The organism is Corynebacterium sp. HMSC063G05, assembly GCF_001810555.1.
In the GTDB taxonomy this organism is placed as follows: domain Bacteria; phylum Actinomycetota; class Actinomycetes; order Mycobacteriales; family Mycobacteriaceae; genus Corynebacterium; species Corynebacterium jeikeium_D.
The window spans coordinates 14,008-29,543 of the sequence record NZ_KV801842.1; the positions used below are offsets into that span (position 1 = coordinate 14,008).

The window sequence follows — 15,536 nt, forward strand, 5'->3', positions numbered from 1 at the left end:
TGCGCCGCTAGTTCAGCAGCGGCAGCACGCCAAAGGACTCGAGCGTAAAGATCGAGCCAAACCGCCCATCCAGCCGGTGCCACCGTCCCTTTGTGGACACGCGCACCGGCTCTTTTTCATCCGGTTGCTCCGGGATAAAGCCCATCGTGCACAGCGCAAACACGTCCCGCATGGTCACGTCCACCACGCTTTTCGACGTCTCCTGCGACTGCCCTTCCCCTGTATCAACAGTGGCTTCACCGGTACCGCCGCTGACAGTGAGAACCTTTTGGTCCAGCAGAGACGGTGGCATGCCCATCGGGCCGGAAGATTCGACGGCGACCGCGCGCCCCTGCTTCTCGAGAGTCCGGAAGGCAGTGGCTGGAACATAGTCGACAACCTGCCATCCTTCCGGCACTGGCAGGAATCCCGGCCAGGAGGACGCCGACTGCGCATGCACGCGGTATGGCATCGCGGTGAGCGAAGCTTCTTTCTCCTCTCCGTCCTCAGCAGTTTTTGCCTGCGCAAAGGCACGCACTGCGATGTCTTTAATCTCCGCGGCGGTGACGATGATGTCGTCGGGAAGCGCGTGCAGCGCAATCGTGCGCATGGCGAGCGGGCCGATTGGGGTCTTCACCCATACCTGCGACATTGCGGGCGCAGCGTTAGGCGCGGACGAGGAACTGATACCAGCGGCGGCGGTCTTACGTACTCGGATGCGTAGCAACGTGCTCTCGTCGAGGGCGTAGGCCTTATGGGCCAGGACGCCCAGGTTCTTCAGGGCATCGGGAGTGCCGAAGGTCAGCTCGGCAGCGGGATGAGAAGTGGTCACGGCGAATTACTTGTCCTGGTCTTCCTTGTTGTCTTCGATTGCGGGAGCTGCAAAACGCTCCAGTTCACGGCGGGCAGACGGGGAGAGCTCGACTGCCTTCGCAGTCTTGAGATCAAACATCACCATCACGGTTTCGAGCACAGCAACGATGTGATCATGCTGGTCGGAGATTGTCTGGCGAAGTGTGAAAGAGGTGCGACCGAAGTTGATGATCTCGGTCTCAACCACAACTTCCTGGGTGTCCGGCAAAATAGCGCGGACGTAGTCAATCTCCAGGCGACGCACCACTGCCGCAGGCATCCCTGCCCCGCCGCCGAGACCGCGCATCACAAAGTCCAGACGAGCCTGCTGGGCGTATTCCAGGAAAGCGGTGTTGTTGGCGTGGCCATACTGATCGAAATCAGACCAGCGGATAGCGACGTTGGTACGAAATGGTGCTGATTCAGTCATACCCAGAACTATAGGCGTTTTCTGGAGCTACGAGCCTGCGAATACGCGAAAGCCCGGGACCTGTGCACTGGTGCGAGCCAGTCCACAAGGTTCCGGACTTTGCCGTTGGCAAAAATCAGATTCGCGCGAAACAGATTATCGGGTCAGGCGACGGTGCGTGACGCGCGACGGGCGTGCAGCCTCCTCGCCGTAACGCTCAATCTTGTTCTTCTCGTAGCCCTCGAAGTTGCCCTCGAACCAGAACCACTTGCCCTCTTCGAAGTTGCCTTCCCATGCGAGGATGTGGGTACAGGTGCGGTCCAGGAACCAACGGTCGTGGGAAATGACCACGGCACAGCCCGGGAAGTTCTGCAGTGCGTTTTCCAGCGAAGACAGGGTTTCGACGTCAAGGTCGTTAGTCGGCTCATCCAGGAGGATCAGGTTACCGCCCTGCTTCAGGGTCAGCGCGAGGTTCAGACGGTTGCGCTCACCACCGGAGAGAACCTTCGACGGCTTCTGCTGGTCCGCACCCTTGAAACCGAATGCAGACAGGTACGCACGAGACGGCATCTCGTTCTGGCCGACCACGATGTAGTCGAGACCATCAGAGACAACCTCCCAGACGGTCTTTTCCGGATCGATGTTTTCACGACCCTGGTCAACGTAGCTGAGCTGAACAGTCTGACCGACCTTGACCTCACCGGAATCCGGCTGCTCCAGACCCACGATGGTCTTGAACAGGGTGGACTTACCCACACCGTTCGGGCCAATCACACCGACGATGCCGTTACGCGGCAGGGTGAACGACAGGTCCTTAATCAGGACGCGGCCATCAAAGCCCTTCTCCAGGTCCTTGACCTCAACAACCTGGTTACCCAGGCGCGGCGGGGTCGGAATCTGAATTTCTTCGAAGTCGAGCTTCTTGTACTGCTCGGCTTCCTCCACCATCTGCTCGTAGCGCTCCAGACGGGCCTTGTTCTTGGCCTGGCGAGCCTTCTGCCCCGAGCGGACCCACGCCAGCTCATCCTTCAGGCGCTTCTGCAGCTTGGCGTCCTTCTTACCTGCAACCTCAAGGCGCTCAGCCTTCTTCTCCAGGTAAGTCGAGTAATTGCCCTCGTACGGGTAGAGCTTGCCGCGGTCGACCTCACAAATCCAGCCAGCGACGTGATCCAGGAAGTAACGGTCGTGAGTCACGGCCAGGACAGCGCCCGGGTACTTAGCCAGGTGCTGCTCGAGCCACAGCACAGACTCGGCGTCCAGGTGGTTAGTCGGCTCGTCGAGAAGCAGCAGGTCCGGCTCGGAGAGCAGCAGCTTTGCCAGTGCTACACGACGACGCTCACCACCGGAGAGGTGAGTAACCGGCTCGTCCGCCGGCGGGCAGCGAAGCGCATCCATTGCCTGCTCAATCTTGGAATCCAGCTCCCAAGCATCAGCGGCGTCGAGCTCCTCCTGGAGCTTGCCCATTTCTTCCATGAGCTCGTCGGTGTAATTGGTGGCCATCTCCTCGGCGATGGCTTCAAAACGAGCCTTCTTCTCGAAGATGTCGCCGAGGCCCTCCTCGACGTTGCCGCGAACGGTCTTCTCCTCATTCAGCGGAGGCTCCTGCAGCAGGATGCCGACAGTGGCGCCCGGCTCCAGGAAAGCTTCACCGTTACTCGGCTGATCAAGGCCAGCCATAATCTTCAGAATCGACGACTTACCTGCGCCGTTCGGACCGACCACGCCGATCTTTGCGCCCGGGTAAAACGCCATGGTGACGTTGTCGAGAATAACCTTATCGCCGTGCGCCTTGCGCACGTTTTTCATCTGGTAGATGAACTCACCCATGGTGGAATTTCGTCCCCTCGTAGAAAGGAAATAAGCAATCCCTGTAGAGGTTACGCATAGGAACCAAAAGGCACAATCTACATGGGCGTACCCGCAATCCTTTCCCACCAAAATCTCTGCCAGGCTCCTAGCAAAACTAGCTGCGAGATAACGCTGCCGAATCGTATGCGATCCCTCCCCTTTCTCAGCAGCGTCACCTCACGTGCAGTAATTACCCCTCCCCTCTTTCCGCTCTTTCAGCGGCTCCCCCTCATTCCGCTCTACAACGATGTACTGGCTCCTGGGTTAGAACGGCGCACTGACTCCTGCATCAGCCATTTCTCGCTGCTCCGAACTAGCTGCACCTGTGTTCCCCGCCTCACCAGCGCCGCCCGTACTAGCAGTGAAGGTGCGCACGGCCCCGGCCTGAGACGCAACTGTCTCAGTAACCGAAGCTTCCGAATCCCCAGTCGATGACTCACCAAGACCAGTCGGCGACTCATGCGGCTTCTCAGTCATAGTCTTCACCGTTGCCAGGTGACGGCGCAGATTCGGACCTACCGCCTTAGCAATGATCTTCTGGCGCTGATGCTTCGTACCATCATCGCCCTCCCAGCGATCCGTACGAACGTGACCGTGGACAATGACGGCTTGGCCCTTCCACACCGTGTTATTCACGTTCTCGGCGAGCTTGCCCCAACATTCAACATCAAAATATGACGTCTCCGACTGCTCCCAACCATTCTCCCCCTTCCATGACTTGCTGGATGCCACAGAAAACTTGCAGACCTTTGCCCCAGAATTGGTATTTCGATTTTCCACATGATGGACCACATTGCCCACCACGGTAATAACTGCCTCAGACATCGGGCTCCTCCCCCAAAGAAAGCGTTTACCTACTGCGGCCGAATAATTCGAAGGTGTCTCATTCGTGCCGTGCCAATTACTTTTCCGGCTTCGAGAAACAAATGAAAGAGGTACATAAAAAGCCTGTGGATAAGTTTGTCGAAAAGACAACTATCCACAGGCTACGTATGAAGTTGAGGGGCGAAGTCGCGGCAATCCTCGTCGTCAAGCATGCAAAATCAGCTTAACGACGCTACCTTCCGCGCCTCTTCGAGGCATCAATCGGATTATCCATGTGCACCGGATGCTGCGCGTCAACCTCCGAGGTGTAGTAATCGCGCTCATCCTCGCCGCCAACACCGACCTGCTGGCTCATGCGAGCGAGCATTTCGTTGTAAGCGGCCAACTCCTCATCATTGTTGCGGTCCGCGACGCGGTCGTAGCGGGCTGCATCCTTTTCATCGGAACGCCGCCACTGTACAAACAGCGCAACGGTGACGATGTAGAGCGGAACCTCACCGGCAGCCCACGCGACGGCACCACCAACGTTCTGATCTTCCAGGAGATTCACTGCCCAAGGGAGATCCAGGCTGGCGTAGTAGGTCTCGGCAAGCACCTGCTGCGACTGCATCAGCGAAATACCGAACCAAGCGTGGAACGGCAACGACCCCATCAGCGTGACCAGCTTGACCGACGGCTCAATCTGCTGTGGTGCAGCATCGACACCGATAATGACCCAGTAGAAGATGTAACCGGAGATCAAGAAGTGGATGTTCATGAACACGTGGCCCGCGTGCTCATCAGCCAGGAAGTCGTAAATCGGTGTCATGTAGAGCAGGTAAAAGCCCGCGACGAACTGCACCGTTGCCACAACCGGGTGCGTGAGGAAACGCGACACCGGGTTGTTGATGAAGACCACCAGCCACTCACGAATACCAGGCAGACCATCGCGGCCGGCCGGCTTCAGCGCACGCAGCGCGAGCGTAACTGGGCCGCCCAGGACCAGCATGACCGGAATGCCCATGGAGTAAAGCATGTGGGCGATCATGTGAACCGAGAACAGAGCCGGCATGTACACGCCCAGCGCGCTGCACGAAGTAAACAGCAGCGTGGCACAGCCGGCGAGCCACCACAGGGTGTTGGACAGCGGCCAGGTACCGCCGCGCTTCTTCAGCAAGTAGAGCCAGTACAAGTAAATCCACGCGGCAATGATGGCGGCAGAGCCGAAGAAGATGTCAAAGCGCCACTGCGTGAACATGGCCTCCCAACCGAATGGGATCTCCAGGTTGTAACCTAGCTTGACCTGCATCTGCGTAATCGACGGCAGGCCCTCACCGCCGGCCTGCTCAGAGAAATTCGGTGGCGGCGGAGTACGGCCCAGAGCTACGGCAACGCCGATTGTCAGCGCCATGATGATGACCTCGACAATGGCCAGACGCCAGAATGGACGATTCGACTGAGCGCGCTCAATCTCCGGAATGGTGATCTTGCGGTGCACATAGCCGCATAGGCCCAGCAAGATAGTGAGAACGGCCTTGACCAGCACCATGATGCCGTAGTTGTTGCTGACCAGGTCAGACCAGTCAATGTTGATGGCTGCGTTAATGAAGCCGGAGGCAGACATGGCGATGAAAGCCACCAACGCCACGAAAGAATAGCGCTTCACTACCTCTGGCATCCATTCACCGCGACGACGCGCGTGGCCAACCAGCGCCATCAAACCGCCGACCCAAAACACAGTGAAGGTCAAGTGCCAGATGTAGGAGTTAGTGCCGTAGTCATGGGCACCACCGGAGGCATTGTGGCTTACAACCGCCAGCGGCATCATCGACACCAAGCTGATGGCGAAGAACACCGGCTGCCAAATCCACTTACGAGTCAGCGATGAACCAAGCGCCACAATGCCCGCAAAAATAGCTACCCACAGCCACGCCAAGCCCTCCTTGGTCTGCTCCAACGACACAGCCCAGTTACTCAGCTGAATCGTCGTCGACAGCGGCTGGCCCGACACATCGGAGAGCACCAGCGGAATCTCCATCAGCGCCATGAGGCCCCAGCCGAGCATGGCCCACATACCCGTGCGGGATGCCGTGTAGCCGTCGAGGCCCAAAGTGCCGTCGGCACGCTGCTTCGTACCGAAAGCGGCGAGCATAAACGAACCGACACCGAGGCAGGCGAGCAGCTCACCGGCCGCCTTCGCGAACGGGAACCCGAAGGTGGTGATTGTGCCGGGATCGGGAATACCCAACGTGGCGCGCGAATCCATGTTGAACGCCATCGAGAGCAAACCAGCTAGAACGCCGCCGATAAGTACAAAAACAACGTACCAACCAGCAGATTTACGGACTTTCTTATCCTTGCTAACAGGCGGAGAGGTCTCGGCCTTGGTCGTGGCAGTCATAGCCCTAAGCTTAGCGACCAAAGTCCCTAGAACAGAACCGGTTGTGATTGGCTACATTAGAGACGCTACAATGCTTTTCTTAGCTAGCCTCCATAGCTCAGTGGACAGAGCAGTCGGCTTCTACCCGATTGGTCGAGGGTTCGAATCCTTCTGGGGGCGCAAAAATAACCCGCCTGAACTGGTTTTATACCAGATGCAGGCGGGTTTTTACTTCTTAGTTCTTCTTGTTATCCGCAGGATCCGGGCGCAAGTAGCGGTCAACCATGTCGACGACCTCTTCGACAGATTCCTTGTCTAGCGTCGCGTCCTTGCCATCCGGGCGCCACACCAGCACCATCGTCTGAATCAGACGGTAAATGTTGCGCGCCAGCAGATATGGATCGTGCTCGCGAATAGTGCCGTCTTCCTGCCCGTGACGGACACCGGGGAGAATGAATTTCTCCACAATTTCCAGCTGTGTATCGCTCATCTCTCCAGTGAGCGCTTCTAAGACACGGTCGGGATCTGTCTTGACCAGGCCAGGGAAAAAGTCACTTTCGATGATGCGTTGAACGACGATTCGAATACGCAGCAACATGCGAGCGCGCGAATCGCCAGGGACATAGCGGAGCCCCTCAAGCATGTGCAGGATTTCGCGGTTGGTCACTTCCCCCAGAAGCTCACCAATGTCAGCGTATCGACGATATACGGTCGGACGCGAAACTCCTGCCTTGCGAGCAATTTCTGCAATCGAAGTCCTACGCAAGCCCACAGTCATTACGCTTTCGCGCGCAGCGGCAATGATGACATCATCGACGGATGGTTTCTGTGCCGCAGTGGTGCTTTGAGCAGCGTCGCCAACACGCCTCGTCTCATCCATGTAACTATTTCTCCCGTTGGAATCCGAACTCAGAAGTAATTTTATCAGGCAAATAGGTCGATTTAGTTCATGCCCCGTTGTCCAATTCTAAGATCTTACTTTCCAGTTAATTTCGTTTCCCCCACAATTCGCTCCACAAACCACACGGCAATCCACACGCCCGACCACAGCACAATCCACATCGCTAAGCTGGGCGTAGTCAGCGTGTGCCCCACAGCCCAGTCCGGGCACAAAATAAGGCGCACTGCAGAATCATGCCGAATCTCAGCGAAAGGTGAAATCATGGCTCAGCCCGATCCCGACCTCCAGCTCTCCCCTGAGCTCGACCGCATCGTGTGGATTGACTGTGAGATGACGGGCCTCGAACCCGAGCGCCACGTCATTGTCGAAATCGCGGCTCTCGTCACCGATGCCAACCTCAACGTCCTCGGGGAAGGCGTGGACATCGTCGTGCACGCGTCCGAGACCGAATTGGCGCAGATGGATGATTTCGTCACCAAGATGCATGCGAAGTCCGGCCTGGATCAGGAAATTCGCGACAGCAAGACTAATGTCGCCGACGCCGAACAGGCTGTTTTGGACTACATCCGTCAGTGGGTTCCCGAGCCGCGCACCGCCCCACTGGCAGGCAACTCGATTGCCTCCGACCGCAAGTTCATCCACCGCTACATGCCAGAGCTCGACCAGCACCTGCACTACCGCATGATTGATGTCTCTTCCTTCAAGGAACTTGCCCGCCGCTGGTACCCCCAGGTCCTCAAGGGCGCTCCAGAAAAGGGTCTCGCTCACCGAGCTCTTGCAGATATCAAGGAGTCGATCCGCGAGCTGGACTACTACCGCCGCGCCATGCTTCTGCCCCACCCCGGCCCCGAAGGCGACGCTATTTCTGCCGCAAGCAAGGAATCGACGGAAAAGTACGGTGAGATTCGCGGCTAGCTCGCTTTACGACGACCCAAACCCCACCCTTTCCCAAATTTATCCGGGTTGACCTGCTGTTTTTGTTTCCAGCCCACTGTGGGCTACCATATAGTTCGCTGCAGAGATGAGCTGAGAATACAGCTCCTTTAATGCGGTAATGGTGACTGTAGTTCAGTTGGTAGAGCACCAGGTTGTGATCCTGGGTGTCGCGGGTTCGAGTCCCGTCAGTCACCCCAAGTAGAACCCTCGGCCAGGTTTTTCCGGGCCGAGGGTTTTTGTGTTTCCGCCCGGCGCGTCGCCGGGGTGGGCCTTTTTGCTGCTAAGTCCCCCCCCATAGTCACTACCGAGTAGCCACCAAGCCTGCATCCGCGGACTGCAGCTTGCCGTCAACCATCTCCACGATTCGGTCGGCACCGTGGAGCTGCCCCAGGTCGTGGGTGATGTACAGGGTGGCCACACCCATCTTCCGCGTCACATCCATAATCAGTCGCGTCACCGCCCCTGCACTCTTCTGATCCAAAGCCGCGGTCGGTTCGTCGACTAGCAGCACTTCCGGCTCATTCATCAGTGCGCGCGCAACATTGACGCGCGCCTGCTGACCACCGGAAAGCTGGCTCACGCGACGTTCTCCCAGCCCAGCCAGTCCGACTGCCTCTAGCAGCTCATCCGCGCGCTTCTCCGCTTCACGACGGCCACCCGCGGGCCACCCGAAAACACGGCCCAGTCGCCGCATTGCGATGAGCTGCTGCTTAACCGTCAGCGCTGGCAGAAGATTCGGCTGCTGGAAAACAATACCGATGTGTTCGCGACGAATCTTGGCAGCATCCGCGCCGCGAGCGCTCAAATCAATGGCCTTCCTTTCCGCACTCTCGTCCGCGCCTGCACCGTTCGCGTCCTGTTTGTTGGAGTACAGCGTGACATGTCCGGTATCGGCACTCTTCAAACAACCTGCGATGGTCAACAGAGTCGACTTGCCGGAACCCGATGGTCCGACCAGTCCCACTACCTCGCCTGCCCGGATCTTCAGCGAGATGTCATCCAAAATGGTGCGTTTGTTGTCGCCATCTTGGACGGTCAGCGAGATGTTCTTTAGAGCGAGTGCCACGGGAGCCTGGTTGTCGATGTAGGTAGTCATTTTGTCCTCAATTCCTCAATTCCTCAGTTGCAGGTTGTGCATGATTAACGCGATGTGAGTGTTCTGTGGGAAGCCGCCGTGCTAGGCCGTACTAACGAGCCACTACGCATTCGCCAATGCGGTGGTCGGATCGACGCGGAATACCGGCACCAGTGCCAGCAGCGCACCAACTACGCCGGTCACGGCCAGAATGAGCCCCGGTACGACGGTCGTGGAAGCATCGACCACAATTGGCATGACGTCGCCGCTCTGCAGAGCCCAGCCCGCCGCTGCAGTCACCGCAACACCGCCGCCGACTCCGATTGCCAGCACGGCCAGGACCTGCGCCAGAGAGTCAGCCACCAGCACGGAGCGGGACGCACCGAGCGCCGAGGAAATGGCCACACCACGCAGTCGTTGAACAGTCCACACGGTGAAGAACGCGCCTACCACCAGCGCAGAAATCACATACAGCATCGAGGTCATCGCGTTCAGCGAAGTCTGCTCACCCTGGTAGGAAGCCGACAGGTTATTGCGCTCGCCGTCGCGCAGAATGGTTCCTTCCGGGACATTCGGCAGCTGCGCCGCGGACTCGTCGACAACCATCGCCGCTGGCACCATCTGCCCCGGCGTCAGGTCTTCCATCACGCCGCGCCCGGCATAAATGACCGCTTGGTGATCCAGCCACTTATCCCCCGCCACGCGCGCAACGGTGGTCTCGTGCTCGCCCATCGCGCCAGACAGGGTCAGCGAGTCACCTTCCGCAATGGCGGTTTCACTGACGCCGTCGGTGACGGCCACCTGGTCGTCGTTAAGCGAAAAGTCGGAGATGACGGTGACGGGCGTTTCATCGACGCGCGCACGACTGACGTAGACATCGCGGATGGTGGCGTTGTTATCGTTCGCCCACGTCTGGACGCTCTTTCGCGCCGTCTCGCCGATACTTGACGACGACAGCGACGTGGCCCCCTCCGAGATGACGACGGCGTCGTTTTTGTCGTAGACCTCGTCCAGTGCGGAGACGGACTGGGCGGACAGGCCGGCGGCCAAAGCCGAGAGGAACGTGACCATCACAGCAATCATCCCGACGGTGATGGTGATCAGTGCGGCACGGCCTGGAGCGGCTCGAAGTTCTTTCATTGACTGGTACATACTCATTATGGTCGTGGATTCAAAGGCGGATTTAATCGCCATGGAGGTTGAACTTCGTCTCCAACTTTCGGTTGATGTTGACAATTCCGGCTCGTCAGCGGTGTTTTGGCAGGCGGAACTGCCCTAAGCTCGAGAGCGTGGATACTCCTGAGACCCTGAACCGCAGCTGGCAATTACTGCGGTTTGCCCTGGATGTTTTGGTGCTGGTGCTGCTGGCGGTATGCGTGGTTCCGGATCCGCAGTGGCGAATCATCACCTATGCGGCGTGTTTTCTAGCGGTGTACATCGCAGGTTCGGTCGGGCCGATTGGTCGGGCTCGGCATGGCAACGTAGCCAACGAGGTCGCGCTGACTAAGCCGCGTGGCCTGCTGTTGGGCTGGCTTGTGATTCTGCTGCTGTGCTGGGCGGCAATGTCGTTTGCGACGCTGGATGCCTCTTTCCTGGTCTTCCCGCTGTTTTTCGTAATTCTGCAGGTCACCGGTGGCCTAATGGCCGTGGTTATGGTGGTGGCAACGACGGCGACGGCAATCGGTGCTATCGCCGTCCACACTCCGCTGACATTTGGTGGTGTCCTCGGCCCCATTCTGGGTGGGACGTTTGTACTCACGGTGGGGCTGGGGTTCCGGCTCCTGCAGAAGGAGACTATCGAAAAGACCAAGGCGCTGGAGGAGCTCTCAGCTGCCCGCGCCCACTCGGAAGCACTGTCCCGTCGTGCCGGTGAGCTGGACGAACGCGCACGCCTCGCAGCCGATATTCATGACACCGTGGCGCAGGGGCTTTCCTCCATCCAGCTGCTGCTGCATTCGGTGGAGTCCCGCATGAAAAGTGCTCCCACTCAGCATGACCAGACCTCGGTGGATTCGCTACAGCTCGCCCGCAAGGTTGCGGCCGACAATCTCGCCGAGACCCGGCGCATCATCGCAGCACTTCAGCCGGCTCCCCTCGAAGGCGCAGACCTATCCGGCGCGTTGGAGAAAGTCTGCTCCTCCACGGTGCTGGGCGATGCTGTCAGCTTCTGCGTCGACGGCACACCCACGCGGCTGCCGGCCACCGTCGAAGCAACCATCATCAGGGTGGCCCAGGCGAGCTTGGCGAACGTCGTCAAGCATGCACACGCCACGCGTTGCCGTGTCACCCTGACCTACCAGCCCGACGAGATTCTGCTCGACTGCGTCGACAACGGCATCGGCTTCGACCCCACCGCACCAACTAACGACGACAGCGTGGGGATCGCCAACGCGCGCCGACGCGTGGAGAAGCTCGGCGGCACCTTCACCATCGAGTCGGAACCGGGGCGTGGCTGCGGTGTCAGCGTCAGCATCCCGCACGAGCTCGCCTCTTAAAGTCCCGCGCCTGGTATGCAGGTAGGAAACGACCATTCACATCACCCGAGGAGTTAGCCAGGTGACCAAGCCCATCGGAGTCCTCATCGCCGACGATCACCCCATCGTCCGCGCTGGTCTTCGCGCAGTCGTTGAATCGGCGCCGGATATCGTCGTGGTTGGCGAGGCGGCCAGCGGTGACGAGGCGGTCGAGAAGGTGCGCGCATCGCTTGACGACGACTCTTGCGACCACATCGATCTGGTACTCATGGACCTTCGCTTTGGTGAGGCCCCTGGCACTGCTACCCGCGCAGGCGGAGTTGATGCCACCGCAGCCATCCGCGCACTGGCCGGGCGCGGCGCAAAGGCTCCAGAAGTGTTGGTGGTGACCAATTATTCTTCGGACTCCGATGTGCTCGGCGCTGTCACCGCAGGCGCAGTTGGTTATCTGCTGAAGGATGCCGCTCCGGAGGAGCTCATCGATGGTATCCGTCGTGCCGTTCGCGGCGAGACCGTGCTGAACACACAAGTGGCCGGGCGCTTGATGGGTCGGATGCGCAACCCCAATACAGCACTAACCCCGCGCGAACTCGAAGTGCTCGAGTTGGTCGCGCGGGGTATGTCGAATAGAAAAATTGCAGAACAGCTGGTGCTCACCGAAGCGACTGTGAAATCGCATCTGGTACATATTTTCACCAAGCTAGACGTCAGCTCCCGCACCGCGGCTGTTGCTCGGGCGCAGGAGCTGGGAATGTTGGGTGATTAGGAAACGGACTAACCCGCGTGGCTTAAATGATGGCCTCACTTAGAGGACATGGACTACCAAGAGCTGGTCTCGTCGGCGTTGCCCTTCTTCCAGGTCTCCCACGGGATGTTCCAGTCACCGAGTCCATCAACACCGGAGAGCGTCTCACCAATCGTATTCTTCACAATCACGATGTCACCGCGCTTAGTGTTGTCCAGGAACCACTTAGCGTTGGCGTCAGTGACGTTGATGCAGCCGTGAGACTGGTTGACGCTGCCCTGTGCCCACGTTGACCACGGTGCACCGTGGACGTAGATACCGGAGTAAGACATCTGCGTTGCATAGTTAACCGGCGTGACGTAGCCACCGTTTTCCAGAGACAGGCCGTAGGTACGAGAGTCCATCACCATGGTCTCGTTGCGATCACCGATGATGTACTGGCCATTCGGAGTCGGGTGAACATTCGACCCCATAGAGATAGGCATGGAGTTTACGACTTCACCGTTCCTCTTAATGACCATGGTCTTCGTCGCGTCATCAGCGATAGCAATGACTTCATCACCGATAGTGAAGCTGGTTTCGGCGGACTCCGCACCGTACATATCGTCACCAAGATCCGTGCCGTAAATATCGGACTTCACGGTAACCTTGGTCCCCGGCTTCCAGTACTCCTTTGGACGCCAGCGCACCTCACTGTTATTCAGCCAGTAGAAAGCGCCTTCCACCTTAGGCTCGGTGGTCACCTTAATTGCTTCCTCAGCAGCCTTGCGGTCCGAAATACTCGCGCTGAATTTCACAGCAATAGTCTGACCGACACCCACGGTGGAACCATCCAGCGGGGACAGGTAACCATTTACCTGAGAAGTCGGCTCGACGGTGGTGAAAGAAGTAGCCAGCTTTTCTGTGCCCGAGGTGGCGTTAATCTCATAGGTCTTTGAGTAGCCCAGGGGTTCTGCAGTGGTCCACTTGGTACCACTGGAGTCGAGCTTGCCCTTGACCTCTTTGCCCTCAGGGTTGGTCATAACAACCTTGTCCAGGCGATGTCCCTCTTCCACCTGAACCGAAATCGGGTCAACCACCGAAACATCGGTGGCGTCGTCCTTCACACTGGCGACAAGACCAACGTCTGGCTTCTCCGCCTCTTGCTGCTCGGCATTATCTCCGCCGACGGTACAAGCAGCTAGCGAGATGGTGGTCGCAAATGTCACCACCGCCATCGACAGGCGCTTAAAAGATTGCCGCATGATCGTGCTTCACTCCAACAGTGCAATTATTAAGTAGTAAGTCCCGGGGACACACTGCGACACACAGCGGAGTCCTGCTACAGCCCCTGGTGCGCCCTCGAAAAAGGTCAGACTGCCCTGCAGCGGCACTAGCCACCGATAAAACGCTCGCCCTAACTGAAAAGCCTTATTGACTGCCCAATCGCAGTCATCAACCCCTCACAGGGCGCAGCACGCAAAGTAGCCCAACGGTTCCTACAGTTAACCCTCTGGAAAATTGCTGTGCAACCCCAAAAAACCGGGGCACTTCAACCGACCTGGGAAAACAGCGCCCCCTTGAAGCTGCGTTACCGAAAAGTAATCAGTTCGCTATTCAAAAGTGCCACCGGACGCTTCCGGACGTTACTGAACACTGTCGAACGTAACTCCGACATCTATGCACACTCCCAACGTCGATGGCATTGATACAGGCCCTACCCCACTTTGAGGATTTCCAAACTTTTTTTGAACTTTTTTCAAACGGTTGCGCAAAACCTTTCAAAAAACATGCAAAAACATCAATTCAAAAACAGCATCTGACCAGCCGATTTTACAAACAATCAGAAACCTGGTTATATATCTTCTCGTTGCCGGCGAGGAGCTCACACAGAGAGCACCAAGCAGGAAACAGTAAGCGCCATTAGCTCAACTGGCAGAGCAGCTGACTCTTAATCAGCGGGTTCGGGGTTCGAGTCCCTGATGGCGCACAATACAGACCGGGAAGGTAGAAATACCCTCCCGGTCTTTTTGTTGCATAACAAGCGTAGGCGCCAACTTGCAACCCTCGCTCGCACCCCACGCCTGACTCAAACAAGGGTTAGATACGCAAAAGCGCACGACCCCAGGCAACCACCCGAAGCGCGTGCGCTAATTACCGAAAAACTATTTAGCAGCAGTCTCAATCATCTCGCGAATGCGGTCAATTTCCTTGCTGCGATTGCGGTTGCGACGAATGCCCATTGCGATGCCACCAACAACAAGTGCGGCAACGACGCCCAGTGCTGCCTGCACCTTCGGCTCATTCAGAGCATCGAAAACACGGGTCTTTGCGTCATCCGCAACGTTCTTCGGATTCGTTCGCACGGTTAGCTCATCCAGAGTACGGGCGAGCTGGTTACGGTTACGCTCAATATCGCGCTGGATATCTTCAATGCTGCGAGCCACGTAAACTCCCTAAAAAGTTGAATATCTAAAGTGATTGTTCGCCTAAAAGACTAACACTTCCACTACAGCAACGTGGGCGAGCACGGGGAAAAACTCAACGCATTGCTTCAGAGTCGACACGCACCGCTCCAGAGTCGATACGATGAAGCCATGACTACTTCTTCCTCCAGCGACAAAGAATACGGCCAGAACAACATCCGTCTGGAAGCTGGCGACCCTGCCCCAGCGTTTACTCTTCTCAACGACGCCGAAGAGCAGGTTTCTCTGTCGGACTACGCGGGCAAGCCCGTGCTGATTTACTTCTACCCGCGGGCCAACACCCCAGGTTGCACCACTGAGGCATGCGACTTCCGCGATGAATCCGCTGCCCTGAACGATGCCGGCATTCCTGTCGTAGGTATTTCTCCGGACAAGCCGGCGAAACTCGCAAAGTTCCGCGAGGACCACGGCTTAAACTTCACCCTTCTGTCCGATCCGGACAAGGAAACCATGACCGCATTCGGCGCTTTCGGCGAGAAGAAGAACTACGGCAAGATTGTCCAGGGCGTCATCCGCTCGACTTTCCTGGTTAATGCCGAAGGAGAAATTGAAAAGGCCTGGTACAACGTTCGCGCCAAGGGGCACGTCCAGCGCGTACTGCGTGACTTGGGCGTGGAATCACAGGCTTCCGAAAGCTAACTAGCCGCAAGGCCTACTTTGACCCTGGC

15 protein-coding genes and 3 tRNA genes are annotated in these 15,536 nt (G+C 57.8%); 7 read left to right on the top strand and 11 right to left on the bottom strand.

Annotation, left to right across the window (positions count from 1 at the left end):
• Positions 1 to 7: 7 nt before the first annotated feature.
• The 5 genes from HMPREF2751_RS02345 to HMPREF2751_RS02365 form a co-directional block, all read right to left on the bottom strand.
• On the bottom strand, positions 8 to 811 hold the full coding sequence (locus HMPREF2751_RS02345) for a DUF8185 domain-containing protein (RefSeq protein ID WP_049189871.1): 804 nt from the start codon (positions 809 to 811) through the stop codon (positions 8 to 10).
• Between the two features lie 6 nt (positions 812 to 817).
• Entirely contained in the window at positions 818 to 1,261 is a 444-nt protein-coding gene (locus HMPREF2751_RS02350; RefSeq protein WP_016422286.1) for an acyl-CoA thioesterase, read from the bottom strand.
• Positions 1,262 to 1,396: 135 nt separating this feature from the next.
• Complete coding sequence (gene ettA / locus HMPREF2751_RS02355) at positions 1,397 to 3,067, bottom strand: energy-dependent translational throttle protein EttA (RefSeq protein ID WP_016422285.1); 1,671 nt, start codon at positions 3,065 to 3,067, stop codon at positions 1,397 to 1,399.
• Positions 3,068 to 3,352: 285 nt separating this feature from the next.
• The gene (locus HMPREF2751_RS02360; protein WP_049170979.1) at positions 3,353 to 3,913 is read right to left on the bottom strand and encodes a single-stranded DNA-binding protein; all 561 of its coding nucleotides are present in this window, start codon (positions 3,911 to 3,913) and stop codon (positions 3,353 to 3,355) included.
• 232 nt (positions 3,914 to 4,145) lie between these two features.
• Positions 4,146 to 6,293 carry a bifunctional copper resistance protein CopD/cytochrome c oxidase assembly protein gene (locus HMPREF2751_RS02365; protein WP_049170976.1) on the bottom strand — a complete coding sequence of 716 codons (2,148 nt, stop codon included), beginning with the start codon at positions 6,291 to 6,293 and terminating at the stop codon, positions 4,146 to 4,148.
• An 86-nt stretch (positions 6,294 to 6,379) separates the two neighbouring features.
• On the opposite strand from HMPREF2751_RS02365, the gene HMPREF2751_RS02370 reads away from it, so the two are divergent.
• Positions 6,380 to 6,452: transfer RNA gene (locus tag HMPREF2751_RS02370), tRNA-Arg, on the top strand.
• Positions 6,453 to 6,507: 55 nt separating this feature from the next.
• Here HMPREF2751_RS02370 and HMPREF2751_RS02375 read toward each other — a convergent pair.
• Together HMPREF2751_RS02375 and HMPREF2751_RS02380 are read right to left on the bottom strand one after the other, a co-directional pair.
• A complete protein-coding gene (locus HMPREF2751_RS02375) occupies positions 6,508 to 7,152 on the bottom strand; it encodes a TetR/AcrR family transcriptional regulator (RefSeq protein ID WP_016422282.1) in 645 nt (214 codons plus the stop codon).
• Between the two features lie 95 nt (positions 7,153 to 7,247).
• Entirely contained in the window at positions 7,248 to 7,436 is a 189-nt protein-coding gene (locus HMPREF2751_RS02380; RefSeq protein WP_042388509.1) for a hypothetical protein, read from the bottom strand.
• On the opposite strand from HMPREF2751_RS02380, the gene orn reads away from it, so the two are divergent.
• Together orn and HMPREF2751_RS02390 are read left to right on the top strand one after the other, a co-directional pair.
• Positions 7,435 to 8,088, top strand: coding sequence for an oligoribonuclease (orn, locus tag HMPREF2751_RS02385; protein ID WP_016422281.1), 654 nt, complete (start codon positions 7,435 to 7,437; stop codon positions 8,086 to 8,088). The two genes, HMPREF2751_RS02380 and orn, sit on opposite strands and share 2 nt — an antisense overlap.
• Before the next feature lie 142 nt (positions 8,089 to 8,230).
• Positions 8,231 to 8,306, top strand: a tRNA-His gene (locus tag HMPREF2751_RS02390).
• Between the two features lie 104 nt (positions 8,307 to 8,410).
• On the opposite strand, the gene HMPREF2751_RS02395 is transcribed toward HMPREF2751_RS02390, so the two are convergent.
• Positions 8,411 to 9,205 carry an ABC transporter ATP-binding protein gene (locus HMPREF2751_RS02395; RefSeq protein WP_049172923.1) on the bottom strand — a complete coding sequence of 265 codons (795 nt, stop codon included), beginning with the start codon at positions 9,203 to 9,205 and terminating at the stop codon, positions 8,411 to 8,413.
• 102 nt (positions 9,206 to 9,307) lie between these two features.
• Positions 9,308 to 10,324: an FtsX-like permease family protein gene (locus tag HMPREF2751_RS02400; RefSeq protein WP_239272274.1), complete on the bottom strand. Its 1,017-nt coding sequence runs from the start codon at positions 10,322 to 10,324 to the stop codon at positions 9,308 to 9,310.
• 149 nt (positions 10,325 to 10,473) lie between these two features.
• On the opposite strand from HMPREF2751_RS02400, the gene HMPREF2751_RS02405 reads away from it, so the two are divergent.
• Both HMPREF2751_RS02405 and HMPREF2751_RS02410 read left to right on the top strand, forming a co-directional pair.
• Positions 10,474 to 11,679: a sensor histidine kinase gene (locus tag HMPREF2751_RS02405; protein WP_065421673.1), complete on the top strand. Its 1,206-nt coding sequence runs from the start codon at positions 10,474 to 10,476 to the stop codon at positions 11,677 to 11,679.
• Between the two features lie 61 nt (positions 11,680 to 11,740).
• A complete protein-coding gene (locus HMPREF2751_RS02410) occupies positions 11,741 to 12,424 on the top strand; it encodes a LuxR C-terminal-related transcriptional regulator (RefSeq protein ID WP_080969579.1) in 684 nt (227 codons plus the stop codon).
• Positions 12,425 to 12,477: 53 nt separating this feature from the next.
• Here HMPREF2751_RS02410 and HMPREF2751_RS02415 read toward each other — a convergent pair whose 3' ends face one another.
• Positions 12,478 to 13,647: a L,D-transpeptidase gene (locus HMPREF2751_RS02415; RefSeq protein ID WP_049172917.1), complete on the bottom strand. Its 1,170-nt coding sequence runs from the start codon at positions 13,645 to 13,647 to the stop codon at positions 12,478 to 12,480.
• A gap of 652 nt (positions 13,648 to 14,299) precedes the next feature.
• Between HMPREF2751_RS02415 and HMPREF2751_RS02420 the strand changes: the two genes are divergently transcribed.
• A tRNA-Lys gene (locus HMPREF2751_RS02420) sits at positions 14,300 to 14,372 on the top strand.
• A gap of 175 nt (positions 14,373 to 14,547) precedes the next feature.
• Here HMPREF2751_RS02420 and HMPREF2751_RS02425 read toward each other — a convergent pair.
• Complete coding sequence (locus tag HMPREF2751_RS02425) at positions 14,548 to 14,829, bottom strand: DUF3618 domain-containing protein (protein WP_038628049.1); 282 nt, start codon at positions 14,827 to 14,829, stop codon at positions 14,548 to 14,550.
• Positions 14,830 to 14,979: 150 nt separating this feature from the next.
• On the opposite strand from HMPREF2751_RS02425, the gene bcp reads away from it, so the two are divergent.
• Positions 14,980 to 15,507: a thioredoxin-dependent thiol peroxidase gene (bcp, locus tag HMPREF2751_RS02430; protein ID WP_049172881.1), complete on the top strand. Its 528-nt coding sequence runs from the start codon at positions 14,980 to 14,982 to the stop codon at positions 15,505 to 15,507.
• Positions 15,508 to 15,536: the final 29 nt, after the last annotated feature.

Bases quoted from the DNA above. Each gene is read 5' to 3' on its own strand.
- HMPREF2751_RS02380 (WP_042388509.1), bottom strand. From the start codon at position 7,436: ATGATTTCACCTTTCGCTGAGATTCGGCATGATTCTGCAGTGCGCCTT.
- HMPREF2751_RS02415 (WP_049172917.1), bottom strand. From the start codon at position 13,647: ATGCGGCAATCTTTTAAGCGCCTGTCGATGGCGGTGGTGACATTTGCG.
- HMPREF2751_RS02350 (WP_016422286.1), bottom strand. From the start codon at position 1,261: ATGACTGAATCAGCACCATTTCGTACCAACGTCGCTATCCGCTGGTCT.
- HMPREF2751_RS02395 (WP_049172923.1), bottom strand. From the start codon at position 9,205: ATGACTACCTACATCGACAACCAGGCTCCCGTGGCACTCGCTCTAAAG.
- HMPREF2751_RS02360 (WP_049170979.1), bottom strand. From the start codon at position 3,913: ATGTCTGAGGCAGTTATTACCGTGGTGGGCAATGTGGTCCATCATGTG.
- orn (WP_016422281.1), top strand. From the start codon at position 7,435: ATGGCTCAGCCCGATCCCGACCTCCAGCTCTCCCCTGAGCTCGACCGC.
- bcp (WP_049172881.1), top strand. From the start codon at position 14,980: ATGACTACTTCTTCCTCCAGCGACAAAGAATACGGCCAGAACAACATC.
- HMPREF2751_RS02400 (WP_239272274.1), bottom strand. From the start codon at position 10,324: ATGAAAGAACTTCGAGCCGCTCCAGGCCGTGCCGCACTGATCACCATC.
- HMPREF2751_RS02365 (WP_049170976.1), bottom strand. From the start codon at position 6,293: ATGACTGCCACGACCAAGGCCGAGACCTCTCCGCCTGTTAGCAAGGAT.
- ettA (WP_016422285.1), bottom strand. From the start codon at position 3,067: ATGGGTGAGTTCATCTACCAGATGAAAAACGTGCGCAAGGCGCACGGC.
- HMPREF2751_RS02375 (WP_016422282.1), bottom strand. From the start codon at position 7,152: ATGGATGAGACGAGGCGTGTTGGCGACGCTGCTCAAAGCACCACTGCG.